This is a genomic window from Bacillus sp. GS3m_15504, assembly GCF_055825275.1.
Map to the genome: position 1 here is coordinate 131,360 of NZ_JBVVNL010000006.1, position 19,750 is coordinate 151,109.

Sequence of the window (19,750 nt, forward strand, 5' to 3'; positions counted from 1 at the left end):
TTTAACACGTGATAGTCTTTCGTGCGTGTTAAGAGTCCTCCTTTATATGTATTTAAATTAGTAGCAAGTACTAATACGTTCTAGATTGTAACAAGAGTATATTCTAATGTCTATACAACTAGGGAAAGTTCATGAAAAATCAATATTCAGTTTGTTTTAAATAGGATATTAAAATAAGGTAAAACCTTCTGTATTGACCTGCAAACGCCCTTCAAGTAAACTAAAGAGAGTTTGCAAATGAAAAGGTGATAATGTTGTTAATTTCAATTAAAACGTTACAAGATGATCGTTTTTTACGTCCGCTACAAAATATTGGCGGCTTATTTTTTGAAGATAGTACGATTGGATTTGAACAAGAGGAAGCAAATCTTATCGTTGATATACACATTGAAGAGAATGTGAAAGCATCAGCTCGTTTAACAGATGTTGCGACTGGAAATGTGTATGAAGAAACATTCGCAAAAGATTTATCTGCTTTTACAGATGAAAAAGAGCGTATGAAGCAAGTGAAGCACGTTGTTTCTTATGTATATCTTTCTGTTCTTCAGCAGTTAACTGGTATTGAGCAAAGCTGGGGTATTTTAACGGGAGTTCGTCCAACAAAACTTCTTCATAAAATGCTTCAAAATGGTATGTCAAAAGAAGAGGCGCACCAAGAACTTCGTGAAAGCTATTTAATTCATGAAGAGAAAATTGAACTTCTTCAGCGTATTGTTGACTGCCAATTAGCGGTAGTTCCGGATTTATATCGCTTGAAAGAGGAAGTAAGTATTTATATCGGTATTCCATTCTGTCCAACAAAATGTGCATATTGTACATTCCCAGCGTATGCAATTAACGGACGTCAAGGTTCTGTTGATTCATTCTTAGGTGGTTTACATTATGAAGTTCGTGAAATTGGTAAGTTTTTAAAAGAAAAAGGTGTAACAGTTACGACGATTTATTACGGCGGCGGTACACCGACAAGTATTACAGCAGAAGAGATGGATATGCTGTATGAAGAAATGTATGAAGCGTTCCCAGATGTGAAAAATGTGCGTGAAGTAACAGTTGAGGCAGGTCGCCCAGATACAATTACGCCAGCAAAGCTAGAAGTGTTAAATAAATGGAATATTGACCGTATTAGTATTAATCCGCAGTCATACCATCAAGAAACATTAAAAGCAATTGGGCGTCACCATACTGTAGAAGAAACAATTGAGAAGTACCACTTAGCTCGTGAAATGGGAATGAATAATATTAATATGGATTTAATTATTGGTCTTCCTGGTGAAGGGTTAGATATCTTCAAGCACACGTTAGATGAAACAGAAAAGTTAATGCCAGAATCATTAACAGTTCATACGTTATCATTTAAACGTGCTTCTGAAATGACGCAAAACAAACGTAAATATAAAGTAGCAGGTCGCGAAGAAATTACAGCGATGATGCACGAAGCAGAAGAGTGGACACAAAAGCATAATTACGTACCATATTACCTATATCGTCAAAAGAATATTTTAGGTAATTTAGAGAACGTTGGTTATGCAATGCCGACGCAAGAAAGTATTTACAACATTGTCATTATGGAAGAAGTACAATCAATTATCGGACTTGGTTGTGGTGCATCAAGTAAATTTGTTCATCCGAAAACGGGAGCAATTACGCACTTTGCGAATCCGAAAGATCCAAAATCATATAACGATGGCTTCGTAAAATATACAGAAGATAAACTGAAAATTTTAGAAGAGCTATTTGCATAAAAAGAAAGAGGTTATTCCGAGTCGGAATAACCTCTTTTTTATATTGTCAGTTTTTGTCGGTAAGTCGATATATTCGAAAAATCGCCGATATAATTCAAGTTGCGCTGATATATCCGGAAAATCGCCGATATAATTTCACTTACCGCCAAAAGCGGCGCTGTTTGTAAAACTATGTCGATAATAATCAGAAAAATTAGTCAAATCATTAAAGGACAATGTCTACTTATGGACGAAATGATAGATTTATGAAAGAGAAAAGGGGGAAATTGTTGGCATGTACATGACGATAGGGAGAATTTTCGATTTATCTGTTGGTAAGTATCCGAATAAAGAGGCATTAGTGGAGCCAGAAAAAAATATTCGCTGGACGTATAAACAGTGGAATGAGCAAATAAATAAAACGGCGCACGCTCTATTAGAAGAAGGGGTAAGAAAGGGAGATACTGTATCTGTTTACTTATATAACTGCCGTGAATTTGTAAACGTTTACTTAGCCTGTGCGAAAATTGGTGCAATCTTTAACCCAATTAATTTCCGCTTAAAAGCAAAAGAAGTATCTTATATTCTCCAGGATGCATCCTCGAAAGTAGTTGTTTTTGAAAAAGCAGTTGAGCCAACTGTCGCTATCATTGAACGAGATTTTCCAAATTCGTCTTTTTGGTATGTAGAAGATGATACACCTTCTTATGCTAGCTCCTACCATGAAAAAGTAAATGAAGCATCTTCCGAAAAAGTAGATATTGAAATTGGTGAAATGGATTATTGTTCGATGCTGTATACGAGCGGTACGACTGGTCATCCGAAAGGTGTATTACATCGCCATCGTGAAATGGCTGAGCATAGTATGATTTGTACGTATTTCCTAAAATATAATCGAGATAGTGTCGGGCTTGTCGTTGCACCTTTATATCACTGCGGTGAGCTGAATGCTGGAATTATCCCGCGCATTCAAGTTGGCGGAAAGAATGTTATTTTACATCATTTTGATACGGAAACAGTATTACATACAATTCAAGAAGAGAAGATTACGACGTTCTTTGCAGCACCGACGATGTGGAATATGCTGTTGCAAAAAGATTTAACGCAGTATGATTTAACGTCAATGAAGATCGGTATATACGGCGGAGCTGCAATGGCGCCAGCATTAGTGAAGGAATGTAAAGAACGTCTTTATATTGATCTTGTTCAAATATACGGAATGACAGAAATGGGACCAGTTGTTGCGTTTCTCGTAGAAGAAGATCAAATTACGAAAGCTGGTTCAGCGGGAACACCATGCTTTAGTCATGAAATTCGAATTGTAAAACCAAGCGAAGATGCACCGGCAGAACCGGATGATGTATTGCCTCCTTATGAAGTAGGAGAGATTATTTTGCGCGGCCCAACTATGATGGCTGGTTATCATAACCGAGAAGAAGCAAATGTAAAATCGATGTATAAAGGATGGTATCATTCTGGTGATTTAGGCTACTTCGATAAAGATGGTTATTTATTTGTCGCAGATCGCGTGGATGATATGGTGATTAGTGGCGGCGTTAATATTTATCCACGTGAAATTGAAGATTTCCTCCATAGTCATCCTGGTATATTAGATGTTGCCGTGCTTGGTGAGCCGGATGAATTATGGGGAGAACGTGTTGTGGCAGTCGTTGTAAAGAAAGATGCACATATTACAGAGGCTGATTTAGAAACGTATTGTAAAGAAAGTGATGAATTAGCGGATTATAAACGTCCGCGTCATTATTTATTTGTGGATGAACTGCCTCGTAATGCGAGTGGAAAATTACAAAAATTTGTCCTGAGAGAGTCGTTGAAAGGCGCAAAACAATAAGGAGTAGAACAGCCGTCTATACAGATAAAGCTACCTTTTCTAATACGAAAAGGTAGCTTTATTTTTAAAAGCGATTAAAAAATGGTATTTATCTTCTAGTCAAATTCTCTTTTGTTATTATGTTAAAATACTTTTTGTGACATTTTACTTTGATTAAAAACGCTGTATATTGCGTTTTAAATAAGGGTTTAGTAAATTACTTAGGTGAGTTTTATAGATGTTGAAATAATAATTTTAGTAAGAGTGGAATGAAGTTATGAAGGAGAATTATCGGTAAAAGATAAAGAAATTCAGTCATCAGATGACCTGATGGACAAAATGGTCATTTAGTATATTTTGGTAGCATGAATATGGTAACAAATTAATATGTAAATGAATAGTCTTGTAATGTATTTTGATTAGGAATAGTATTTATTGTTGGCTGCCCGAAAAAAGTAGAAATGAACACAATATAAGTTAATGAATTGTGTTGTTTATTACTTTATGTGTAGAACTAACGATGGTTTGATGCTGCAAATAATCTTTAGTCCGTACCCCCTTAGTTTAAGGGGTATTTTGGGTGGAATGGATCTCACGGTGAAAAAGTTTAACAATTAATATTGGAGGTTTTATGAGTACATATTTAAAAAGAATATCTGTGATTTGTTTTATTTTTACTGTTCTTATTGGACAAGTTTTTATGCCTATCATAGGGCATGCACAAGAATTAAATTCGACAGGATTTGTTGATAGTTTTTCATTTGAAAAAACGAAATTAAATTATGGGGAAAAGAATACGATATATGTGAACTTTAGTGAAAAACCTGGAAAGAAGATGAAGTCTGGGGATACATTAACGTTAGCACTTCCGCCAGAATTAAAAGGTTATAGTGGCACAATTACATTGCAAGATGGTTCAGGGCGTATTTTGGGTACGTGCCAGATTAATGCAAATAATGTGGTTTGTACATTCAATGATACGGTAGAAAAGCTTGAAAATATTAAAGGGAACTTTAATTTCACTGTTCAAGGTACGAATGTTGAAGCAGGAAAGACGAAAGATGTACAAACGAATTTAGGGACAGATTTAGAGAAACAAACGGTAAGTATTACGCATCCAAAAGGAGAGGGTACAGAGCCGGGGATGTTTTTCTATAAGTCTGGTGATATTCAGCCAGACAAAAGTAATGAAGTACGTTGGTTTTTAAATATAAATTTAAAGAAACAATATTTACATGACAACATCGTTTTAAAAGATACGTTACAAGAAGGACAAACCCTAAATAAAGATAGCTTTACCATCACTATCAATAATAAAGAATATTTGTCTCTTAAACAATTTCAAGACCGAGGTTATGGATACATTAAGCTTACTAGTGATAACTCATTTGAAGTTGTAATTTATAGGCATATGGCGAATGCTACGTCGTTTACCGTTTTCTATACATCAACGATTACTGATAGCGGGAAAAAGTTGAAATATCTACAGAATGACTACAAGCTTGATTATCAAATTTTATATGAGAAACCTAGTACTGAATCTAATAGTGTAAAGGTCGAAAATATATCATTTGGCGGAGAAGCTGAAGGGGTTTTACCTGCGAAAGGAACGCTGCAAATTGTAAAACATATTGGAGGAGATGAGAAGAAGTTTATTCCAGGTGTTTCTTTTAAATTGTTTACAGAGTCGGGACAGCAAATTGGTGATTCCTATACAACAAATCGAGACGGAATAGTTGAAGCACCAAACCTTGCTCCAGGCAATTATTACGTACAAGAAATTTCTGCTCCGAACTATGTAGAGTTTGATTCACAAGCGAAAATTCCTTTTACAATTAAGACAGATGCTACAAACGGAATAAAACTTATGGTTCCAAATAAGTTGAAAACTATATCTGTTGCAGGAACGAAAACATGGGAGGGCGACAAAGTAAACGATCGCCCAAAAACAATTAAAGTAGATTTACTGCAAAACGGTAAAGTCATTACAACGAAAGAAGTTACAGCAGAAAATGGTTGGAAATATGAGTTTGGAAAGTTACCAGCAGTTGATAATGAAGGGAAAGCTCATACGTATGAAGTAAAAGAACAACCAGTAACAGGATATCAATCGAAAGTTAATGGTTATGATATTACAAATATAAAAATCCACGAAGTAACAGAAGCAGAAGAACAAGGTAAAGAAGAATCGATAGAAGAACTGGAAGCTCCAACTAACCCAGAAACACCAAAAGTAACAGAAGAGCCGAAAGAACTAGAGAAGCCAGAAGTTACGGAGAAGCCGGAAATACATGTAAAACCAGAAGAAGAACAAGTTGAAGAAGAAGCAATAGAAGAAATAAAAGAAGAAAAGCCGGAAGAACCGAAAGTAACAGAAGAGCCGAAAGAACTAGAGAAGCCAGAAGTTACGGAGAAACCGGAAATACATGTAAAACCAGAAGAAGAGAAAGTTGAAGAAGAAACGACAGAAGAAATAAAAGAAGAAAAACCAGAAACACCAAATGTGACAGAAGAGCCGAAAGAGCTAGAGAAGCCAGAAGTTACGGAGAAGCCGGAAATACATGTAAAACCAGAAGAAGAACAAGTTGAAGAAGAAACGACAGAAGAAATAAAAGAAGAAAAGCCGGAAGAACCGAAAGTAACAGAAGAACCGAACGTACTTGAAAAACCAGAGGTGAAAGAGCGTCCGGAAATTCATATAAAACCAGAGGAAGAAAAAGTAGAAGAACCAAACAAGTCAGAAGTAAAAGAGCAGCCAAAAGTTTCAAACAAACCAGAGACTCAAGGTAAAGTAGAAGCAGAAAACAAACAAGATGTACAAAATAAACATGAAGTACCATCTAGTAAAGAAAGTAATAAGCAGTCAAAATCTCTTCCAAAAACAGGGGGAGCAGCAACTGAAGCTACTTCTATTCTTGCAGGTGTGTTTGCGTTGATTTTGGGAGTAATGATGTTTAGACGTCAAAAAAATTAATGATTGTGAGATCGTTAAGTTCTTATGGTTTGAGTTTAAAAACAGATGTATAGAAAAAAAGCGGAGACGATAAGTCTCCGCTTTTTATATTATTTACGTGAAAACCCTTCTTCATCAAGGTATTCCGCAGCTTCTGGATAAGAGTTAAATGTACCGTCTAAATTTACACCAGCGTACACGTTCCACATATCATCCTCTGAGATAAGAGTAAGGATATGACCGTCTTCGTTATGCCATTCTTCTTCTTTCGCAGGTTCTGCAGGGATTACTACTTCTTCTTGTGAAAGTAATTCAATTGATTGCTCGATTACTGAGCGTAATTCATCTGCTGAAAATTCGCGGATGTTAACCATACCTTTATCATCCGTTTTGTAACCTTTAATACCACTTGCATAGACAAAGCCGTTTCCATTTGGATGTAAGTGGTAAACAACGTTCTTTTTATCTAAACGACTTTCTTCAAAGTGAAAGTTCACGCGTTTTAATGATACGTTTTTTCTTTCTAATTCTGGGAAAGATTCAATGATCGATAATTTTTCTTCAAAAGTTAGCATAGTGCCTCCAAATATATAATAAAAGATTTAATTTATCCATTATAGCATAGTTATAATGGTTTCCAAAGATGCGATAGGTACTTGTAATTGAATGCGTTTACGTCACGATACTGTAAAAAGTGGACTAACGAATGTATCTTTTTAGGTGTACAATGGAACGTGGACTTAATGTGAAGGTGGTTATTTATATGTTTCAAAAAATAGCAAAGGAATGTTTAGCTGGTTTTACTGTTGCAATTGTTGCGTTGCCACTTGCCATTGCATTTGGTATTGCTGCAACGGGAACATCTGAGGGAGCACTAGTCGGATTGTATGGTGCAATTTTTGCAGGTTTATTTGCGGCGTTATTTGGTGGTACACCTGGGCAGGTTACAGGGCCAACTGGGCCAATTACGGTTATCGCAACAGGGGTTATTGCGACGCACGGATTAGAGGCGAGTTTTATAGCATTTATGATGGCGGGACTGTTTCAAATTTTATTCGGTGTATGTAAGCTTGGCTCGTACGTTCGTTACATTCCGTATCCTGTCGTTTCAGGATTTATGAACGGTATTGCATTAATCATTATTTTAGGTGAAATGAAGCATGTGCAAAATAGTTTTCTACTCGTCGTATTAACGATTATTGTCATGATTGTTTCTGGAAAATGGATTAAAGCAATTCCATCTAGTTTAGTTGCATTAGTCGGTGTGACTGCTTTGCTTCCTTTATTTTCTTCTGCGTTAGAAGGGCTTACAGTGAAGTTACCGGTTATCGGAAATCTGACATTAAATAAAGTAATTGAAAAGATTGGGACGATTCCAGAAGCGATGCCGACGCTTCATATTCCATCTTTAGGTGGAACAGGTATAGCAGAACTTGTTTTACCAGCGCTTAGTATTGCTTTATTAGGATCGATTGACTCGTTGTTAACATCGGTCGTAATGGATAATGTGACGGGTACGCGTCATAAAAGTAATAAAGAACTGGTTGGACAAGGTATCGGTAATATGGTGAGCGGATTGTTTGGCGGATTAGCAGGGGCAGGTGCGACTGTACGGTCTATCGTGAATATAAGAAGTGGCGGTAAAACGGCGCTTTCAGCATGTATGCATAGTGTTATATTATTTATTTTCATTATGGGACTTGGATCAGTCGTGCAATACATTCCGCTTGCTGTATTATCAGGTATTTTAATTTTAACCGGTATTGGCATGTTTGATTGGGAAAGTATGAAGAAAATGCATGTAGCGCCAAAAGGTGATGTCATTGTTATGCTCGTCACGATGATTGTCACAGTGAAGTTTGATTTAATGATCGCTGTTGCGTTCGGAATTCTTCTTTCGTTCCTTATATACATGGTGAAATGTAAAGAACGTAAAGCTTCTATTGTAAAAGAAAAAGAAGCGACATATAAAATTAAAGGCCCACTTTCGTTTTTAACAGTGGATCGTGTTTTTTATGCTTTACAAGACGTAAAATCTCCGGTTGTTTTGCGCATGAAAGATGCACGATATATGGATGTATCAGGAGCTATGGCGTTATTGAATTTCATTGAGCAGTCGGATAAATCAGGATTGAGTGTGACGCTAGAGCAAGTGCCTGTTCATATTAAAAAGACGTTAGTAACGATGGCGAGTAATGAACAGAAAGATAAATTACTATTTGCAGAAGTTGATGTTATGTAAGGAAATGCCCTCGTATGAGGGCTATGCAGTTAGAATCAACTAATTGCTCAGCTCTAGGGGAAGTGGAGATTGGTTATTTATAGTGTTAAGGTGATTTTTGGGTACTACTTAATTATAGTATGGAAGATATGCTGAGATTAGAGCTTATGCAGAATATACAGGTTATCGTTTTGATGTATGGGAGTCTGGATGGTTTGGTGATAAGAAAGTTGGAAATGGGACCGCGTTAAGACCTGTTGGAATATGTTTCGTGACATATCGTTAATTTAGTGAAAAAAGAATCCTTAGAATTGAGGATTCTTTTTCGTAGTTTGGTAATATGGTAGGAAAGGGGTGAATTGTTTGAAAAATATAAAAGTACGTAATGTTGTTTTAACATTTACCGTATTGATCGGCATTGTACTTCTTCTAAAAAGCTTGGACTTTGCAAATAATCTTACTCATTCTTGGGTGCAAAGTGTAGGTGGTGATGTAGATACGTCGACATATAATATTATGCTAAATAATTATATGAATGTTTTTCAAATATCAGGGGGAATTTTACTTGGAATCGGAGTTTTTTTATTGTTATATTCAGTATTATTTTATAAAGAGTAAATCAATTGCTAAATGAAAGTTATAGGATATACTTGCGGCAATCATTTTCTTACTTTAACAATAGATTGTTTTACTCAAAAGGGAAAACATTGGTGAAATAAAGGGCATCGTTCTCATAAGAATGATGCCTTAATTATATTATACATAACCTTACCTTGATGGCTATGCTCGTATGAGGAAGGGTGTTTTTTTGTCGTTCTTAATATCCGTATATCGTAATTTTTGAGATTATTGACATTTATTCATCTTAGCAGTATAGTAACATTCTAGATTAGGTATGTGATATTATAATAATGTATATGAATTTTGAGATTCCTTTTTTTTCAGAAGGAAGAGCTTTAAGCTGGAGGGAATAATTGATGTACAAACAGTTACCACACGGAGTGAAAATTGGGATTACACGCTCAATTGTTGTTTCTTTTGAGAAGTATATGAAAGAAATTGAATGGAACGAAGAAAAGTTTGATATGCAACAATTTGTTGAACAGTGGAAACAGTATTTATACACAAAATCAACTTGGATCAATAAAGTAGATGATAAGTTGAAAGGACATCCAGATTTCCATCAAGCGTTAGCAATGAAAGTAAATGAAAAAATTAACGAGCTTATTAATGAAAAACCGAGCGAAGAGCAAGTGGAGCAATTAAAGAGAAATAAAGTGAAGCATGCAGATGAAATGTGCAAATTAGAAGCTGAATATCATATTGAACGTTTATTAGTGACGAAATAAATTTTACATAAAGAAAAAGCCTGTCCAAAGAGGTGTGATGACCATCTTTTTGAGCAGGCTTTTTATATGAAAAAAAGTAAGAGAGGCGAGCCCCTCTATAATTAATCTTGCGGTACAAGAGCTTTCCAAGAAGATAGGTCCATATCTTCTTTTAATATAGATGAAGCAGGGAAGACAAATGACCAAGGTTTTGTAGTGTTCGCTTTAATTTCAAGGTTCGGTAATGTGAAAGCTCCTTTAACAACAACCGCACCCGTGGCATCTTCAATATGAAGAGGAAGTTGCTCTAGTTGAATGTTGTCTTTACAACCGTTACGAATAAGAAGCGTTGTATGTAAATCACCATTTTCTTTTCGTGCAGCTTGTAGACCTAAGAAGTTAATTTCACCATCATTTGGAGGTGTTAAATTGTCTACGAAATTACGTAAAGCTTCTTTACTTGCTTCAGGTAATTGAGCTTCCCAAGATGGATCTAAATCTAGTGCATGCTTGCTTTCAAGTTCAAATGCTAATTCCCAATCCGTTTGCGATAATGCAGCATCCGTAATTGTTTCTTGTTCAAATGTAAAAATAAATGGCATATTTACATTTGCAGGAATATCTCCTAATGCAGAAAGGTTAAATGTTTTTCGTGCGCATAGTTTTTTCTCTTTATTTAGAAGGATTAATGTAACCTCTTCGAAAGAAATTGGTTTCGGGACAGTACTGCGAATAAATACAGCTACGTCATAACCGTTATCACGTTTTTCAATCTCAATTCCAGATAAAGAAATTTGATATTCTTCTAAACGTGGTAGTTCTTTATGTAAAAATTGATAAATGTATTTTTGTTCTTGTGCTACTGCACCCCAGCTAGGGTGGAAGTAAAGCGTTGGTTTTACAGTTTTATTTTCAGTACTTGTTTCTTCTTGTCCGAATAATTGATTACTAGAGACAGTCGTATCTTTTCCGTTTTTCTTAGCTTTTTTTAGGAATGATAACATAATCTTTCACCTCGTTATTGTACGTTTTCAGGAACACCTAAATGTCTTGCAACATAGCGGCACAGTTCTTTTTCGAAATTACCATATGTGTATAAAAAGATATCTAAAGCTTCTTTTTGATAAAGACGAGTAGGGTCTTCTTGTTGATATTGTCTTAGTCCGATGCCTTCTTTTAAGTGGGTCATTGCATCTAAGTGATTGACCCAGTTCTGATCTAGGAAATGAAGGGCAACATATCGTAGCGACTGTTGTAAATCAGTATTGCTATCTAGCTCATTTACGCGCTCTTTATAAAGAGATAATGTTTCTTTCAAAACGGATTGTAAATCTTCCGGTGAATGTACATTATTCGCTGATAGTGATGGCATGTTTTCTACTGATAAAATTTCGTTTAGACTTGCTGTTAAACTAGCAAAATCCCATTCTTCCGGAAGCATACCTTCTACAAGATATTGCTTAGAAATGGCTTCTACAGCATGATCGATCATTGGAATAATAATTTCAATCATATTTGTATCTTCTTGTAATAAGTTATTACGTAATTTATAAATAACGTTACGTTGGTCATTTATTACATCGTCTAACTTTAAATTGTACTCACGCATTGAGAAATGGCTACCTTCACAAATTAATTGTGTACGGTTTACAAAATCATGGACTTTAGAAGTTAGAATAAGTCCTGTTTCATCTGTTTTCAGTGATTTCGTTAATTTCTCTACTTCTTCTTGTGCGAAACGTTTTAGCATTTCATCTTCTAAAGAAAGGAAGAATTGAGAGCTACCTGGGTCACCTTGGCGACCAGCACGACCTTTTAGCTGATTGTCAACGCGTCGTGATTCATGGCGTTCTGTCCCAATTACATGTAATCCACCAAGTTCGTGAACACCCTCACCTAGTAAAATATCAGTACCTCGTCCGGCCATATTCGTCGCAATTGTAATTTGTCCTTTTTGTCCAGCAGTTGCGATTAAATCAGCTTCTTGCTCCGCGCTTTTCGCATTTAATAATTGATATGTAATATTTGCTTCATCTAAGTAACGAGCAACGGTTTCAGATTGTAAAATAGACATTGTTCCAATTAAAATCGGGCGTCCTTGTTTATTGTGTTTTAAAACATCCTCACGTACAGCTTTATATTTAGCGTCGGCTGTTACGTATACGACGTCCTTTTTGTCTTCACGAATGATCGGACGGTTTGTCGGAATCGGCATAACTTCCATGTTATATACACGGTTAAATTCTTTTTCTTCCGTTTTTGCTGTACCTGTCATACCAGATAATGCTGGATACATACGGAAGAAGTTTTGAATTGTAATGGACGCTTGTGTTTGGTTTTCTTCTGTGATTTCTAAGCCTTCTTTTGCTTCAAGCGCTTGGTGTAAACCGTCACTTAAAGAGCGACCATCCATAACACGGCCTGTGAAAATATCTACAAGTAGAATTTTTTCATCGTGCACAATATAGTCAACATCACATTGGAAAGCGACATGAGCTCGTAATGCTTGAATCATATAATGATATAAAGTTTGATGTTCTAAATCATATAGGTTGTCAATATCAAACAAATCTTCTATTTTTGTAATACCGTCTTCTGTAAAACTAGCAGATTTCGATTCTGCATCGTACGTGTAATGAAGAGTATCCTGGAATGATTTAATAACTTTTGCACATAAATAGTGTAAATCAGAGCTGCTTGATTTCTTACCAGCGATAATAAGAGGCGTCTTTGCTTCATCAATTAAAACGCTATCAATCTCATCGATAATAGCAAAATGATAGGGGCGTTGCACCTGTTCATTTTTTGAAGCGGCCATATTATCACGTAAATAGTCAAAGCCAAATTCTGTTCCAATACCATATGTAATATCAGCTTCGTAAGCAAGTTTCTTTTCGGAAGGATCAATTTGAGGAATATTCAATCCAACCTTTAAACCTAGAAATTCATGAACTTGGCCAATCAATTCTTTATCTCGTTTTGCTAAATAGTCATTTACAGTAATAACGTGAACACCTTTTCCTTCAAGAGCACGTACGTACGTTGGAAGAGAAGAAACTAATGTTTTTCCTTCGCCAGTTGGCATTTCTGCAATATTACCTTCTAATAGTACAAGGCCACCAATTAACTGCACATCGTAGTGACGTAATCCAAGTACACGCTTTGCTGCTTCACGTACAACAGCGAACGCTTCAACTTTTATATCATCCACCGTTTTTCCGTCACGAAGCATGTTTTTAAATGTGATTGTTTTATGACGTAATTCTTCATCAGATAAATCAGATAGTTTTTCTTCTAAATTATTAATTTCTTGAACAAGTTGTTCATATTTTTTAAGTTTTCTCTTTTGAGAATCTCCTAACAGCTTTTTTACCGAATTCAGCATGTTGTAAACACTCCTCTTACTGACAATAGCTACATTATAGCACATGTTTATCCCGAATAAGTAGAAGTAGTAAATTGAAGAAATAACTGGATATAAATAAGGTGTTATTGTACATACTATATTTAAAACCTAGCAAGAAAGAGAGTATTCAATGTATAAGAAATTTGGTATGATAGCTAAATGAGATAAAGTGAAATTTTTCAAAAAAGAGAAGAATATAGCTATCTCGTTTTATGATGTAAAATGTATAGAAATTATATATTCAAAGAAAAGAGCTAGAAGATGAATAATAAGTTTGTGAAAGGCGCTGCGATTTTAACGATTACAACGTTTCTATCGAAAGTGTTGGGAAGTTTTTTTCAAATCCCATTACAAAATATAGCAGGAGATGAAGTGCTTGGGATTTTCCGCCTTGTTTTTCCTGTGTATATGATAGCTTTAACATTGTCAGTAGCGGGAGTACCGCTAGCTATATCAAAGTTAATCGCTGAACTTCATGAAAAGAATGACCAGGACGGAATTGCCAAACTATTTACTTCAGCATCTATTATTGGAGTAATATTTGGAGTGCTTGGATTTTCAGTTATTATGATTGGATCGAGTATGTTTGCAAATATGCTTGGTGGACAAGATACGAGACTCCCATTAATTGTCACTTCGTTTGCGTTATTAATCGCACCATATATGGCGGTATATCGAGGGTATTTCCAAGGTTTTGGAGATATGATTCCTACCGGGGTGTCACAAGTAATTGAGCAGTTCATTCGTGTTTTCTTTATGTTAGCAATTGCATTCTTATTTGTATATTGGAATAAAGAGAGTGATGTTGTAACAGGCGGAGCAATGATTGGCTCTTGCCTTGGGGTAATTACGTCACTGATCTATTTGAGATTGAAGTATGTAAAAAGTATATATCGTTATAAAAGTAATACATATTCACTACAAGATTTTAAAGATAATGCAAAAAAGATACTTCAGGTTTCGATTCCAATTGCAATTGGGGCATTATCGATGCCGGTGTTAAATTTAGTTGATTCTGTAACAATTCCACATATGTTGCATGAATCCACTACAACGATTCAAGAACAATTTGGTATATATAGTCGTGGCTTTGCGTTTACACAATTAATTGTCGTGTTTGCAAGTGCGATGGTATTTCCATTAATTCCGTTGTTAACAGCTGCATTAACAAAGAAAGATATAGCGTTAGCCAAACAAACAATTGAACGAACAAATGAGCTTGCTCATGTTTTAACAACTCCGATAACAATCTGGCTCATGGCACTTACAATCCCGTTAAATGTTGGATTGTTTACAGATGCTAAAGGGAGTGGAATGTTAGCTATTTTAATTGGTAGTTCGTATTTTACGTCACTTATGGTATTATCAATAGGGATTTTGCAAGGAATTAACCGTTCTAAGCAAGCGGCGTGGATAGTTGTTGGAGCGAGTTTTGTAAAAGTCATATTAAATATAGTACTTGTAAGTCAATTTGGCATAACTGGTGCGGCTTATAGTACACTCATCATATATATCATGATTTGTATCGTAAATTATATATACATTCGAAAAGAATTGGCTTATTCGATTCACATCGGGAGATTTTTTGCTGTAATTGGGGTATCTAGTATAGTAGGTATAGGATTATATTTCACATCGACTTTCATAAATGTGGTAGATTCTAGAATTATTACAATAATATATAGTGGTTTAGCGTTTTGTGTAGCCTTTTTCATATATGGCATATGCGCATTAAAGTTGAACTGGATATCCAAAAAGCAAATCCCATTTTTACGTAAGTAAATGAGTCCATAAATGAGTATGGCTATTTATATGTTTGTGAAAGAAATCAATTTGAAGTTATCCAACTTTTCTTATTAAAGAGTTGATAGCAATTTGTTGCATGACAAAAAGTTGATTGCGAAATGTTGGAGGAGATTAAGAGTGCGGTTAGTTTTATCAGGATATTATGGTTTTTATAATGTTGGGGACGAAGCAATTTTGCAATCAATTATTAAAGCGCTACATGAAGAGGATCCTACTCTTGAGCTTGTTGTACTTTCAAATGACCCCGACTATACAAGAAAAATGTACGGTGTAGAGGCAGTAAATCGCTGGGATATAAGAGCAATTTATAAGGAAATAAAGAGAAGTAATGGCTTAATTAGCGGAGGGGGAAGCCTCCTTCAAGATAAAACGAGTATTAAAAGTATTTTGTACTATACAGGTATTATGCGAATTGCTCGTTTTTTGAAGAAGCCGTATTATATTTATGCGCAAGGAATTGGTCCAATTACGAAAAGACAAAATCGTTTATTAGTGAAATGGCAAGTATCAAAAGCGGAATATATATCAGTTCGTGATGAAGATTCATTTTTGTATTTAAAAGAAATTGGTATTAAGAAGGATATTGAATTAGTTCCAGATCCAGTATTGGCATGTCAACCAGAAGGAATGAAGTCGGAGTGGTTGCAAAAACATTCGATTCAAGGCAAAGTAATTGCAGTTAGTGTGAGGTATTGGGACGCAAAAGAAGATTATATGAAGAAGCTAGCAGATACGCTGAAACAATTAAAGCGTGATGGATACCATATTTTATTCGTACCAATGCATGGACCATTTGATCAAAATGCATCACGGGATATTATTAATTTAATGGGAGAAGAAGCTCATATGCTTCCGTATAAGCTTGATATTCATGAGAAAATTTCAATTTTGTCGGAATGTTCGCTTCTAATCGGTATGAGACTTCATGCGCTCATACTATCTGCCGTTGCTAATATCCCTATGGTCGGTATTTCATATGATCCAAAGATCGATTCATTTTTACAACAAGTAAATCAGCCGATTATCGGAAACGTAGATGGTGATTGGACGGCTGAAACTTTGTATAATGTCGCAACGAAGCAACTAGAACAAAAAGAATATGTACAAGAAACATTGGAACAAAGAGTAGAAGAATTACGAGAACAAATTTCAACAGCGTCTCGATATATCATAAGTGACTTGAATTCAAAAGAGTTCAAAAAAAGAGGAATGGGATCTTAATTTAAGAGGACATCCTCTTTTTTGTTTTTTGAAAAAAAGAAAATGTCGAAAGAAAAAATATATTTGTAGAAAAATGTCGAATCACGTCAATGATTGAAAACATATTCTCATAAAAAAAGAAGTTTGATAGATAAGATGTATGTTTAAAAATCCTAACATTAATATATAATGAATGTTAGGATTTAGCGTTTTATTTAGTAAATGATAAGAAAATAGGTATGGTAATTTTGAAAGATTTAACGCTAAGAAAAATGTCGAATCGTAGAAAAATAAGTTGTCGATTAATGTCGTAATATCTCTATAGTTAGATATTGTAATTGGAAACCTTTTTCTGTTATAGTTGTAAATGGTTATAAGAAGATTGTTATAAATGTAATTCTGACGCGTTTTTCTGTCTGTTTAAAATATTCTGATTTTATAATTCGTATCTTTTAAAATGGAAGTCGAAAAACGATCGTTTAGAATTGTGAAAATTCACTTTTTTGTCGAATTTAAGGTTTTAAATTGGATAAAAAGGGTGTATGATTTCTTTATGATTCTATAATACGGGATATTCTATTATTCTGTATGTGGAATACTTTAACCACATTTATATCTACTAGTTTCGAAAAAAAATAGAACATCTATTTAAAATATTATGGAACTAGTATTACATTCCTAAGGAGGAAATATATAAAATGGCAAAGACTAACTCTTACAAAAAAGTAATCGCTGGTACAATGACAGCAGCAATGGTAGCAGGTGTTGTTTCTCCAGTAGCAGCAGCAGGTAAAACATTCCCAGACGTTCAACCTGGTTCTTGGAGTGCAGAATACATTGATTATTTAGTAGCAAAAAAAGCAATCGAAGGTAAGCCAGACGGAACATTCGCTCCAACTGAAGCAATCGATCGTGCTTCTGCTGCGAAAATCATGGCAATTACATTAGGTTTAGAAGTTAAAGATGGCGCAAAACCATCTTTCAAAGATGCTCAAGATTCATGGGCTGCTAAATATATCGCAGCTGTTGAAAAAGCTGGTGTAATTCAAGGTGATGGAACTGGTAACTTCAATCCAAGCAATCAAATTAACCGTGCTTCTATGGCATCAATGATTGTAAAAGCATACAAATTAGAAGATAAAGTAAGCGGAGAATTAGAAACTAAATTCTCTGATTTAGAAAAACACTGGGGTAAAAAAGATGCTAACATCTTAGTTGCTTTAGATATCACAAATGGTACTGGTAATGGTTGGGAGCCAGATAAATCTGTAACTCGTGCAGAAGCTGCTAAATTCATTGCTAAGACTGACATGCAGTTCGGACAAAAAGCAGAAGCTAAAGTTGAGTCTATTAAAGAAATCAACGCTAAAGAGATCGAAGTTAAATTCGGTACTGAAGTTAAAGATGTAACTGCTGCAAACTTTGCAGTTGTAGAAGGTTCAAAAGAACTTGATATTGAAAAAGTTGAGTTAAGCAAAGATAAAAAATCAGCAACTATTACATTAAAAAATGCACTTGTAAATAAACAAGCTTATGTTGCACATGTTAAAGATGTTAAATCTGTAGATGGAAAAGACATTCCAAAAGCATTAGAAGTAATCTTCTTTAACGATGAAGTAGCTCCAACTGTATCTACAGTATCTACTCCAGACGGAAATGTTAAAGTTGTATTCAGTGAAAAATTAAGCAAAGATGCAGTTACTGTTGTTATTAACGGTAAGGAATTCACAGCTACGCCTGAAGAGAATACTGTTACATTAACAAAAGCTGATGTTGCATCTGTAGTTAAAAACGGTGAAGCATTTAACGTAATCGTAACTGGCGCTAAAGATTTAGTTGGTAACACAATGGAAATGTACGAAGGTAAAGCTACTTACAAAGTAGAAAAAGATGTTACAGCTCCAGAAGTTAAAGATATTAAAGTGAAAGAACTTGTTGATGGCGTAGCTACATTAGAAGTTACATTCTCAGAAGAGCTTTCTGCACAAGGTAAAGTAGTAGTTAAAAAAGGTGATAAAGTAGTAGAGGGTGCTACAATTGCTCTTGATCAAGATACTACAAAAGCACTTGTTACAGTACCAGGAGCTCTTACAGACAAAGAAACAGCTGCAAATCTTAAAGTTGAATTTGTTGGCTACAAAGATGCAGCTAACAACGTAGGTACTAAAGTAACTAAAGAAGTAAAAGTTACAAAAGATGTTGTAGCTCCTAACTTGGTAAAAGTTGTAGCTGATGAAAATAAAGCAGCAACATTTACTTTCGATAAAGAAGTAACTGCACAAGAAGGAAAACTTCGTGTAATTAATTTAGATACAAGTAAAGATGTAACTAAAGAAGTAGCTGTTGCTTCAATTGAGGATAATAAAAAAGCTATCACTTTAACATTCCAAGAAAAGGGTAACTATAAAGTTGCTGCTACAAAAGGATTTGTAAAAGATGCAGCTGGTAATGAATCTGCAGCATTTACTAAAGAAGTAAAAGTTGTAGAGAAAAAAGAAGAAGGTAAAAAAGATGAAGTAGCACCAAAAGCAACTAAAGTTGAGCGTGTTGCAGATAGCAAAACTAAGTTTACAGTAACATTTGATAAAGAAGTAAAAGGTGGCCAAGGCGCTGACTCAGCTTCTAATGTAAACAACTACACTTTAGCTGGTGCTAAATTACCAGAAGGTACTTTAATCGTTGTTAATGCTGATGGAAAATCAGTAACAATTGAATTACCAGAAACATTCACTTTCGAAAAATCAGAAACAGTGAAATTCACAGTAGCTAACGTTGCAAATAAAGATGGAGTAAAAATGGGTACAACAAACTTATTAGTAAATGTTGTAGATACAAAAGCTCCTGAATTCAAATCAGCTAAAATTACAAAAGTTGATGCTAAAGAAATTACTTTAACATTCTCTGAAGCTGTAAACATTGATACAAATGACTTTGTAATCGATCTTAACGGTGTAGCATTAGAGGTAACAAAAGCTGATGCAACAGCAAAAGCTTCTAAAGAAGTAGTTCTTAAAGTAACAGCTCCAGCAGATGTTAACTTAGCAACTGGTACAGTAACAGTTAAAGCTAAAGAAGTTGAAGGTAAAGTAGTTTTAAATACAACTGACGTTGAAAACAACAAACTTGTTGCTTTCAAACCAGTAACAGTAGCTCGCTAATTGAAATTTATTTCAATGAAAAGAGTCCACAATATGTGGGCTCTTTTTTGTCTAATTTTTTTATATAAAAAGAGATCTGAAAAGTAGATTATATTTTTTAGATTAGTAGTCAGCTTTATTGAGAAA

Annotated in this window: 12 protein-coding genes; 9 read left to right on the top strand and 3 right to left on the bottom strand. The window is 34.9% G+C overall.

All coding sequences use genetic code 11. The features are described from left to right. Nucleotides 1-251: 251 nt before the first annotated feature. From AC0L0O_RS26870 to AC0L0O_RS26880, 3 genes are all read left to right on the top strand, one after another. Nucleotides 252-1,742: a coproporphyrinogen III oxidase gene (locus AC0L0O_RS26870; RefSeq protein WP_002002173.1), complete on the top strand. Its 1,491-nt coding sequence runs from the start codon at nt 252-254 to the stop codon at nt 1,740-1,742. A 274-nt stretch (nt 1,743-2,016) separates the two neighbouring features. Continuing rightward, nucleotides 2,017-3,573, top strand: coding sequence for a fatty acid--CoA ligase (locus AC0L0O_RS26875; RefSeq protein WP_473786192.1), 1,557 nt, complete (start codon nt 2,017-2,019; stop codon nt 3,571-3,573). Between the two features lie 610 nt (nt 3,574-4,183). Beyond that, nucleotides 4,184-6,526, top strand: coding sequence for a Cna B-type domain-containing protein (locus tag AC0L0O_RS26880; RefSeq protein ID WP_473786193.1), 2,343 nt, complete (start codon nt 4,184-4,186; stop codon nt 6,524-6,526). A gap of 89 nt (nt 6,527-6,615) precedes the next feature. Here AC0L0O_RS26880 and AC0L0O_RS26885 read toward each other — a convergent pair whose 3' ends face one another. Beyond that, a complete protein-coding gene (locus tag AC0L0O_RS26885; RefSeq protein WP_000955014.1) occupies nt 6,616-7,080 on the bottom strand; it encodes a hypothetical protein in 465 nt (154 codons plus the stop codon). Nucleotides 7,081-7,268: 188 nt separating this feature from the next. Here AC0L0O_RS26885 and AC0L0O_RS26890 point away from each other — a divergent pair, with 188 nt between their 5' ends. The 3 genes from AC0L0O_RS26890 (at nt 7,269) to AC0L0O_RS26900 (ending at nt 10,075) form a co-directional block, all read left to right on the top strand. Beyond that, entirely contained in the window at nt 7,269-8,747 is a 1,479-nt protein-coding gene (locus tag AC0L0O_RS26890; RefSeq protein WP_000486681.1) for a SulP family inorganic anion transporter, read from the top strand. A gap of 342 nt (nt 8,748-9,089) precedes the next feature. Further along, nucleotides 9,090-9,344, top strand: a complete 255-nt coding sequence (locus tag AC0L0O_RS26895) for a hypothetical protein (protein WP_000789721.1) — start codon at nt 9,090-9,092, stop codon at nt 9,342-9,344. A gap of 359 nt (nt 9,345-9,703) precedes the next feature. After that, nucleotides 9,704-10,075 (top strand): hypothetical protein, encoded by a 372-nt coding sequence (locus AC0L0O_RS26900; protein ID WP_000278026.1) that lies wholly within the window; start codon nt 9,704-9,706, stop codon nt 10,073-10,075. A gap of 101 nt (nt 10,076-10,176) precedes the next feature. Here AC0L0O_RS26900 and AC0L0O_RS26905 read toward each other — a convergent pair whose 3' ends face one another. Both AC0L0O_RS26905 and secA2 read right to left on the bottom strand, forming a co-directional pair. Beyond that, nucleotides 10,177-11,058 (bottom strand): accessory Sec system S-layer assembly protein, encoded by an 882-nt coding sequence (locus AC0L0O_RS26905; protein ID WP_000948195.1) that lies wholly within the window; start codon nt 11,056-11,058, stop codon nt 10,177-10,179. 14 nt (nt 11,059-11,072) lie between these two features. Beyond that, complete coding sequence (gene secA2 / locus AC0L0O_RS26910; protein WP_000935188.1) at nt 11,073-13,439, bottom strand: accessory Sec system translocase SecA2; 2,367 nt, start codon at nt 13,437-13,439, stop codon at nt 11,073-11,075. 282 nt (nt 13,440-13,721) lie between these two features. Here secA2 and AC0L0O_RS26915 point away from each other — a divergent pair, with 282 nt between their 5' ends. The 3 genes from AC0L0O_RS26915 (at nt 13,722) to AC0L0O_RS26925 (ending at nt 19,624) form a co-directional block, all read left to right on the top strand. Beyond that, nucleotides 13,722-15,242 carry a putative polysaccharide biosynthesis protein gene (locus AC0L0O_RS26915; protein ID WP_042511684.1) on the top strand — a complete coding sequence of 507 codons (1,521 nt, stop codon included), beginning with the start codon at nt 13,722-13,724 and terminating at the stop codon, nt 15,240-15,242. 141 nt (nt 15,243-15,383) lie between these two features. Further along, entirely contained in the window at nt 15,384-16,487 is a 1,104-nt protein-coding gene (gene csaB / locus AC0L0O_RS26920) for a polysaccharide pyruvyl transferase CsaB (protein WP_001241611.1), read from the top strand. Nucleotides 16,488-17,164: 677 nt separating this feature from the next. Continuing rightward, nucleotides 17,165-19,624: an S-layer homology domain-containing protein gene (locus AC0L0O_RS26925; protein WP_375361782.1), complete on the top strand. Its 2,460-nt coding sequence runs from the start codon at nt 17,165-17,167 to the stop codon at nt 19,622-19,624. Nucleotides 19,625-19,750: the final 126 nt, after the last annotated feature.

Bases quoted from the DNA above. Each gene is read 5' to 3' on its own strand.
- AC0L0O_RS26925 (WP_375361782.1), top strand. From the start codon at position 17,165: ATGGCAAAGACTAACTCTTACAAAAAAGTAATCGCTGGTACAATGACA.
- AC0L0O_RS26880 (WP_473786193.1), top strand. From the start codon at position 4,184: ATGAGTACATATTTAAAAAGAATATCTGTGATTTGTTTTATTTTTACT.
- AC0L0O_RS26915 (WP_042511684.1), top strand. From the start codon at position 13,722: ATGAATAATAAGTTTGTGAAAGGCGCTGCGATTTTAACGATTACAACG.
- AC0L0O_RS26875 (WP_473786192.1), top strand. From the start codon at position 2,017: ATGTACATGACGATAGGGAGAATTTTCGATTTATCTGTTGGTAAGTAT.
- secA2 (WP_000935188.1), bottom strand. From the start codon at position 13,439: ATGCTGAATTCGGTAAAAAAGCTGTTAGGAGATTCTCAAAAGAGAAAA.
- AC0L0O_RS26890 (WP_000486681.1), top strand. From the start codon at position 7,269: ATGTTTCAAAAAATAGCAAAGGAATGTTTAGCTGGTTTTACTGTTGCA.
- AC0L0O_RS26905 (WP_000948195.1), bottom strand. From the start codon at position 11,058: ATGTTATCATTCCTAAAAAAAGCTAAGAAAAACGGAAAAGATACGACT.
- AC0L0O_RS26885 (WP_000955014.1), bottom strand. From the start codon at position 7,080: ATGCTAACTTTTGAAGAAAAATTATCGATCATTGAATCTTTCCCAGAA.
- AC0L0O_RS26870 (WP_002002173.1), top strand. From the start codon at position 252: ATGTTGTTAATTTCAATTAAAACGTTACAAGATGATCGTTTTTTACGT.
- AC0L0O_RS26900 (WP_000278026.1), top strand. From the start codon at position 9,704: ATGTACAAACAGTTACCACACGGAGTGAAAATTGGGATTACACGCTCA.